Here is a 3,510-nt window from a genome sequence, read left to right on the forward strand (position 1 = left end):
CTCCAGGCCCGGCACCACCTCCGCCGTCGCCTGCGTCGCCACCACCGCCAGCTCACGCACCGTCTTGCGCTCGAAGATGTCCCGCGCCGTCAGCAACAACCCGGCCTTACGAGCCCGACTCACCACCTGGATCGACGCGATACTGTCACCACCCAGGTCGAAGAACCCGTCGTCGATACCCACCTCGGCCACCGCGAGGACCTCGCCGAACACCCGGCAGAGGATCTCCTCGCGCAGCGACCGCGGCGCGACGGCGGGAGCGCCGCCGCCCGTCTCGACCACCGGCGCGGGCAGCGCGCGCTTGTCGAGCTTGCCGTTGACCGTCAGCGGCAGCGCGTCGAGCACGACGAAGCCGTTCGGCACCATGTAGGCGGGCAGCCGACCGGCAGCGAACTCCCGGACCTCCGCGACCTCGACGTCCGCACCGACCAGGTACGCGGCCAACTGCTTGTCACCCGGCCGGTCCTCACGGACGATCACCACCGCGTGGGTGACGGACGGGTGCGCGGCCAGGGCCGCCTCGATCTCCGCGGGCTCGATCCGGAAACCGCGGATCTTCACCTGGTCGTCCGCCCGGCCCACGTAGTCGACCTGACCGTCCTCGATCCACCGCACCAGGTCGCCCGTGCGGTACATCCGGTCGCCCGGACCGCCGAACGGGTCCGCCACGAACCGCTCGGCCGTCAGCTCCGGACGCCCGTGGTAGCCGTGCGCCACACCGCTGCCGGCCAGGTACAGCTCGCCGACCGCCCCGGCCGGGAGCGGCTGGAGGTAGTCGTCGAGGACGTACGCCCGGGTCCCCGCCATCGGCGCGCCGATCGGGACGGCCGAGCCCGGTGCGCGGCCCGCGGCCACCGGCCAGGCGGTGGCGAAGGTGGTGGTCTCGGTCGGGCCGTACACGTGGGTGATCCGCACGTCCGGGCAGGTCCGCTGCGCGTTCTCCACCGCCTCGACGGTGACCTTCTCACCGCCGAACAGGATCTCCCGCAGCCCGTCGAAGGCCTGCGGCTCCTCGACCGCGATCGCGTTGAACAGCGCCGTGGTCACGAAGATCGCCGTCACCCCGTGGCGGGCGATCGCCGACCGCAGCTCCTCCGGGCCGAGGTGCCCGCCGGGTGCCACGACCACCTTTCCGCCGCGCAGCAGCGGCGCCCACAGCTCGTACGTCGACGCGTCGAAGGCGTGCGAGGAGTGCATCAGCACGCAGTCGTGCGCACCGCTGCCGAACCGCGAGTCGAAGGCCAGCTCCGCCACGTTCCCGTGACTGACCATCACACCCTTCGGCCGACCCGTCGTACCGGAGGTGTACATCACGTACGCCAGCTGCCCGGCCGGGACGGTCGCGGCCTCGATCGCGGCCGGGTCCGCGAACTGCTCGGCCTGCGCGGCGAGTTCCTCGAGCTGGAGCGGCCGGGTACCACCCTCGGTCAGCCCCTCGGGGAGCTCGGTGCGGTCAGTGAGCAGCAGCGGGGCCTGCACGTCCTGGACGATCAGCGTCAGCCGGTCGGCCGGGTAGGCGTCGTGCAGCGGCACGTAGAACCCGCCCGCCTTCACCACCGCCAGCTCCGCCACCACCAGCTCCAGCGAACGGTCCAGCAGCAGCGCCACCGGCGTCCCCGCACCCACGCCCCGCTCCCGCAGCGCATGCGCCCAACGGTTCGACAGCGCGTCCAACTCCGCGTAGCTGAGCCGGACTTCGCCACTCACCACGGCCACGGCCTCGGGGGTCCGCTCGACCTGCCGGGCGAAGGCCTGCGGCAGGCCGACCACGGTCTCCTGGCCGCGTTCGCCGAGGCCCCAGTGGCCGAGCTGCTGCACCACCTCGTCCGCGGCGAGCAGGTGGATCGCCCCGATCCGCTGCTCCGGGTCCGCGCCGACCTGGCCGAGCACCCGGGCGAGGCGCTTGCACAGCACCCCGATGCCCGCGGCGTCGAACAGGTCCAGTGCGTACTCGGCGGTGACGTCGATGCCGGCCGGTCGGCCCGCGGCGTCGAAGGTCTCGCGGAGGTCGAGCAGCAGGTCGAACTTGGCCTGGTAGCCCGCCACGTCGACGGCGGACGGGGTGATCCCGGGCAGGTCGAGGTCCGGGTCGGGAGTGTTCTGCAGGGTGATCAGGGTCTGGAAGAGCGGGTGCCGGGCCAGCGAGCGCTCCGGGTTGAGCACCTCCACCAGCCGCTCGAACGGCACGTCCTGGTGCGCGTACGCCGACAGGTCGTGCTCGCGCACGCGGGCGAGCAGCTCACGGAAGGTCGGATTGCCCGAGGTGTCCGTGCGCAGCACCAGCGTGTTCACGAAGAACCCGACCAGCTCGTCCAACGCCTCGTCCGTACGCCCCGCGATACCGGTGCCCAGCGGAATGTCCGTCCCCGCACCCAGCCGGGTGAACAGGGTCGCCACCGCGGCCTGGAGCACCATGAAGAGGCTGGCGCCGCTGTCCCGGGCGAGGTCCGCGAGGGCGCGGTGGGTGGCGGCGTCCAGCTGCCACTCCAGCCGCTCGCCCCGGTTGCTGGCCACGGCCGGCCGGGGGTGGTCGGTGGGCAGCTCCAGGACGTCCGGCAGGCCGGCCAGGGTCTCGGCCCAGTAGGCGAGTTGACGGGAGATCACACTGTCCGGGTCGCCCTCGGAGCCGAGCACGTCCCGCTGCCACAGGGCGTAGTCCGCGTACTGGACCGGCAGTTCGGGCAGCTCGCGGCCGAGGTACCCGGCCTCCAGGTCGCGCAGCAGCGGCGCCAGCGACCAGCCGTCGCCCGCGATGTGGTGCAGCACCAGCAGCAGCACGTGGTCGTCCGGAGCGAGCTCGAACAGCGTGGCCCGGACGGGGAGTTCGGCGGCCAGGTCGAAGCTGTGGGCGGACTCCCGGGCCAGCGCCGCGTCCAGCCCGGCCTCCTCCACCGCGACGACCGTGAACGGCAGCGCGGCGGCGGGCGTGACCACCTGGTGCGGGTGGCCGTCGACGGACGGGAACAGCGTGCGCAGCGCCTCGTGCCGGGAGAGCACGCCGTCCAGCGCCTGCCGGAGGCGGGCCTGGTCGAGCTCGCCGCGCAGCCGGACGGCGAGGGGGATGTTGTACATTCCGCTGCCGGTGTCCAGCTGGTCGAGGAACCACAGGCGCTGCTGCGCGTACGACAGCGGCACCCGCTCGGGCCGGACGGCGGGGGTGAGGCGGGCCCGTGCGGCGGTCGAGTGCTCCAGGGTGCGGGCGAGTTGGGCGATGGTGGGGTTCTCGAAGACCGTGCGGATGCCGAGTTCGGCGTCCGTGACCACCCGGATGCGGGACAGCAGCCGGGTCGCCAGCAGCGAGTGGCCGCCCAGGTCGAAGAAGCTGTCGTCGATGCTCACCGCCTCGACGCCCAGCAGCTCGCGGAAGATCCCCGCCAGCGTCCGCTCCTCCGCCGTCCGGGGCTCGCGCCCACCGCCCGCGGCGACCACCGGCGCCGGCAGCGCCCGCCGGTCCAGCTTGCCGCTCGCGGTCAACGGCAGCGCCTCCAGCACCACGAACGCCGACGGCAC

1 protein-coding gene is annotated in these 3,510 nt (G+C 73.2%); it reads right to left on the reverse strand.

The annotated features are described in order from the left end of the window. A partial coding sequence (locus ACWD4U_RS34630; protein WP_363462258.1) for an amino acid adenylation domain-containing protein occupies window positions 1–3,510 on the reverse strand: 3,510 nt, incomplete at both ends.

The organism is Kitasatospora sp. NPDC002522 (assembly GCF_053595195.1).